At 65.9% G+C, this 3,928-nt stretch carries 4 protein-coding genes and 1 pseudogene; 3 read left to right on the forward strand and 2 right to left on the reverse strand.

Going from position 1 to position 3,928, the window contains the following annotated elements:
• Positions 1-546, reverse strand: a 546-nt coding sequence (argS, locus tag AC1DT2_RS17265; protein ID WP_477297689.1) for an arginine--tRNA ligase domain-containing protein, incomplete at its 3' end; no start/stop codon positions are given.
• Between the two features lie 449 nt (positions 547-995).
• Positions 996-1,736 carry a RadC family protein gene (gene radC, locus AC1DT2_RS17270; protein WP_082879097.1) on the reverse strand — a complete coding sequence of 247 codons (741 nt, stop codon included), beginning with the start codon at positions 1,734-1,736 and terminating at the stop codon, positions 996-998.
• Between the two features lie 152 nt (positions 1,737-1,888).
• Between radC and coaBC the strand changes: the two genes are divergently transcribed.
• From coaBC to AC1DT2_RS17285, 3 genes and pseudogenes are all read left to right on the forward strand, one after another.
• Positions 1,889-3,094 (forward strand): bifunctional phosphopantothenoylcysteine decarboxylase/phosphopantothenate--cysteine ligase CoaBC, encoded by a 1,206-nt coding sequence (gene coaBC / locus AC1DT2_RS17275; RefSeq protein WP_477297690.1) that lies wholly within the window; start codon positions 1,889-1,891, stop codon positions 3,092-3,094.
• Between the two features lie 3 nt (positions 3,095-3,097).
• Entirely contained in the window at positions 3,098-3,553 is a 456-nt protein-coding gene (gene dut, locus AC1DT2_RS17280) for a dUTP diphosphatase (protein ID WP_213949859.1), read from the forward strand.
• A 25-nt stretch (positions 3,554-3,578) separates the two neighbouring features.
• Positions 3,579-3,928, forward strand: a pseudogene (locus AC1DT2_RS17285) (phosphomannomutase/phosphoglucomutase); the annotation flags it as partial.

Here is a 3,928-nt window from a genome sequence, read left to right on the forward strand (position 1 = left end):
AGCCTGGGTGGACAGCGCCAGGTTGGCGATCTGGACGCCGGCGTCGTTGTAATAGAACTCCCGGGTCACCTTCCAGCCGCTGGCGTGAAGCAGCCGGCTGATGCTGTCGCCGATGGCCGCGGCGCGACCGTGACCCACATGGAGCGGACCCGTCGGGTTCGCCGAAACGAACTCCACGCCTGCCTGACGGCCGCCACCATCGTGGTTGCTGCCATAGCGGTCAGCTTCGGCGAGTGCCCGGCTGATCTCGGCATGGAACGCAGCCGGGGCCAGGAAGAAGTTGATGAAGCCCGGCCCGGCGATCTCCACCTTGCCCACGAGCGCCGAAGGCGGGAACGCCTCGGCCAGGTCTGTGGCGATGTCTCGCGGCTTACGGCCGGCAGCCTTGGCCATCATCATGGCGACGTTGGTCGCGAAATCGCCGTGTTCGCGGCTGCGCGTGCGTTCGATGACGAACGTCGGCGCCACGAAATCGGACGGCAGTTTGCCGGACTCCCGCAGAGCCCCGATGGCCTGCAGGACGAGTTGTTTGAGCTCTTGTTTCACGGGAGTCGGGACACGGATATGGAACCGGCAATCCTATCAGAAGGGGCGCCCGGGCCGGTCGCCACGGACCGTCCGGTTCATCCCCCAGCCTGTGGATAACTCTGTGGGCAACAACGGCCGAAACGAGAGCTGCAAGGGGACGACAGGAAATGTCTTCGATGCGTAACATCTAAAGTTGCGATAAATCATGGTGTTAAGTCGGTGACCTCTGCGAGGACAGCAGATGTGACGCCCAAGTGGAAAACGTGGTCAATGTGCATAAGTCAATTCCTTCAAGGCGTCATGAGCTGTTTTTCGGCACGTCACGGCGCTGTAACTGGTCGTCGTCACAATTCCTCTTGTGCCCGGTGGCTCCCCGGCCGACGGCACAAGGGTTATCGACGCCCCTCCCTCGAAAGATGGCCCCCAGACGGCGCGAGCGGCACTCGCGCCGTCTTTTTTTGCGGGGTTCAGAGCAAGCCCAGGTCGGCCATCGAGGCGGGCTCACCATGGCCGATGACCAGGTGGTCGAGCACCCGGATGTCCATCAGGCCCAGGGCCTCCACCAGTACCCGAGTGATCTCCCGGTCGGCCCGACTGGGTTCGGCCAGGCCCGAGGGGTGGTTGTGGGCAAAGATGACCGCGCTGGCGTGGTGACGGAGACAGGCCCTGACGACTTCCCGGGGATAGACGCTCGCCCCGTCGATGGTGCCGCGGAACAGTTCCTCGTAGGCCAGCACCCGGTGGCGGGTGTCGAGGAACAGGACAGCGAAGACCTCGTGGGACAGGTGACGGAGCCGGGCCCGGAAATACTCGGCGCTATCGGCGGGGCTTTCGATGCGGGGCAGGTCGGTGAGGCTTTCGCCCAGTGAGCGGCGCGCGAGTTCGAGCGCGGCGACGATGCGTGCTCGCTTGGCTGGCCCGACGCCGCTGACGCGAGGCAGGTGGTCGGGGTCGGCCAGCAACCTTCCGAGACTGCCGGCTTGACCGAGCAGGGCCCGGGCAGTGGCGACGGCGTCGCAGCCCGCCGTGCCGTTGCCGATCAACACGGCGATGAGCTCGGCATCGGACAGCGCGGCCACGCCGTGGGCCAGCAGGCGTTCGCGGGGTCGTTCGCTTTCCGGCCATTGGTGGATCGGCCGTGGCCGGTATGCCGTCGGCGTCCCGGCCGCATCGCGGACACCGGCGTGATGGGTCGTCCCCCGCTTCATCAGTTCGTGTTTCCTGTCTTGCCATCGTGCGTGACGGCCCGACGAGCAACTTAGGGTTGCGACCATCGCCTTGGCGATAGAACGATTCTGAAAAAATGGGCTTCCTGAAATCCGTTAAGCTAACTGGCCCTCCGAAGCAGCGTCGTTCCGCCATGAGCCTTCGCCAGCGTCGCATCCTGATTGGCGTAACCGGTGGCATCGCCGCTTACAAGATCTGCGAACTCGTTCGTCGCCTTCGCGATCTCGATGCCGAGGTGCGCGTCGTCATGACCGAAGGCGCGACGCATTTCGTGACGCCCACCACCTTCCAGGCGCTCTCCGGCCAGCCGGTACGCGTCAGCCTCTGGGACGAGGCGGGCGAAGCCGCGATGGGCCACATCGAACTGGCGAAGTGGGCCGAGAGGGTGCTTATCGCCCCGGCCAGCGCCGACACCATCGCACGGCTCGCCCATGGCTTCGCCGACGACCTGCTCTCGACCGTGGTGCTTGCCACGGCGGCGCCCGTGTACATCGCGCCCGCCATGAACCAGCAGATGTGGGCGAACCTGGCGGTGCAGGCGAACGTCGGCACGCTGCGTGTCCGCGGCGTGGGTATCCTCGGCCCTGCCGACGGTGACCAGGCGTGCGGGGACATCGGCTCCGGTCGCATGCTGGAGCCCCACGAGCTGCGTGACATCCTGGTTGCCTCCTTCGGTGAGCAACCCCTGCGAGGTCGGAAGGTACTGGTCAGCGCCGGCCCCACGTACGAAGACATCGACCCGGTACGATTTATCGGTAACCGCAGTTCCGGCCGGATGGGATTCGCCGTCGCCATGGCTGCCCGCGATGCGGGCGCCGACGTCACCCTGGTCGCCGGCCCGGTCTCGCTCCCGACGCCCGGCGGCGTGAACCGGGTCGACGTGCGCAGCGCACGGCAGATGCAGGAAGCCGTGCTGAAGGCGGCCGCGCGTGCCGATATCTATATTGGTGCCGCCGCCGTCGGCGACTACCGGCCAGCAGAAACCGCCGACCACAAGCTGAAAAAGAACGACGGCAACCCGCTTCGCCTCGAGCTGGCGGAAAATCCCGACATCATCGCCTCTCTCGCGGCACTCCCCGACCGACCCTTCCTGGTCGGCTTCGCTGCCGAGACCCGCGAGCTGGCGACCTACGCGCAGGACAAGCTGCTGCGCAAGGGCATCGATATGATCGCGGCCAACGAGGTCGGTCCGGGGCGCGGTTTCGAGGTCGCCGAGAACGCCTTGCAGCTCTACTGGCGCAACGGCGGCGCCGCGCTGCCCCAGATGCCCAAGACCGAGCTGGCGCGCCAGCTCGTCGGCCATATCGCGCAACGTTTCCTCGCGGGCATCGGAGCCTGAGCCTTGATCGACATTGAACTGAAGATTCTCGATGCCCGCCTGGGCGACACCATCCCCCTTCCCGAGCCGGCCACGAACGGTAGCGCAGGGATGGACCTCCGGGCGGCTGTCGACGCGCCGGTGACGCTGGCGCCGGGCGATAGCGTGCTGGTGCCGACCGGCCTTGCCATCCATATTGGTGACCCTGCCTGGTGCGCCCTCATCGTGCCGCGTTCCGGGCTAGGTCATAAGCAAGGCCTCGTGATGGGCAATCTGGTCGGCGTGATCGACGCGGATTACCAGGGTCCTTTAATGATTTCATGCTGGAATCGTGGAAACGCGATACTGACCATCGCGCCGGGTGACCGGATTGCGCAATTATTGCTGGTGCCGGTAGGACGGGCACGCTTGCGCGTTGTCGACGGGTTCGCCCCTTCGCTGCGGGGCGAAGGCGGATTCGGTTCGACAGGCATTGGCTGACAGGCGACGGGGAGCAAGGGGCAGCATGGGGCGTAACGAGGGAGGGGCGAAGCGGGGGCTTCGTATCGACGTGCGACGCGTGCTGCCGTTGATCGGCGCCACGCTGCTCACGGTCGGCGGTGCATTTTGCGCGTGGCAGGCATGGCTTATCGCCGACGAGAGCGATGCGGCCGAACGTACGCGTTCGGCACAGCGTCAGGCCGTCCACGACCTCGGCGAGCTATATGCCGGCCGACACAGCCAGCTGATGCAGGCCGTAGGCAATCCGGAGGTCGCAGCGGGCATCGACGATCACGTTGCCACCGCCGCACGCCTGCGTGCCTTGCTTCCGGCCACGTCCGATATCGAAATCTATAGCGGTGGCCTGGATGAAGT

Source organism: Luteibacter sp. P4_E6 (assembly GCF_056401535.1).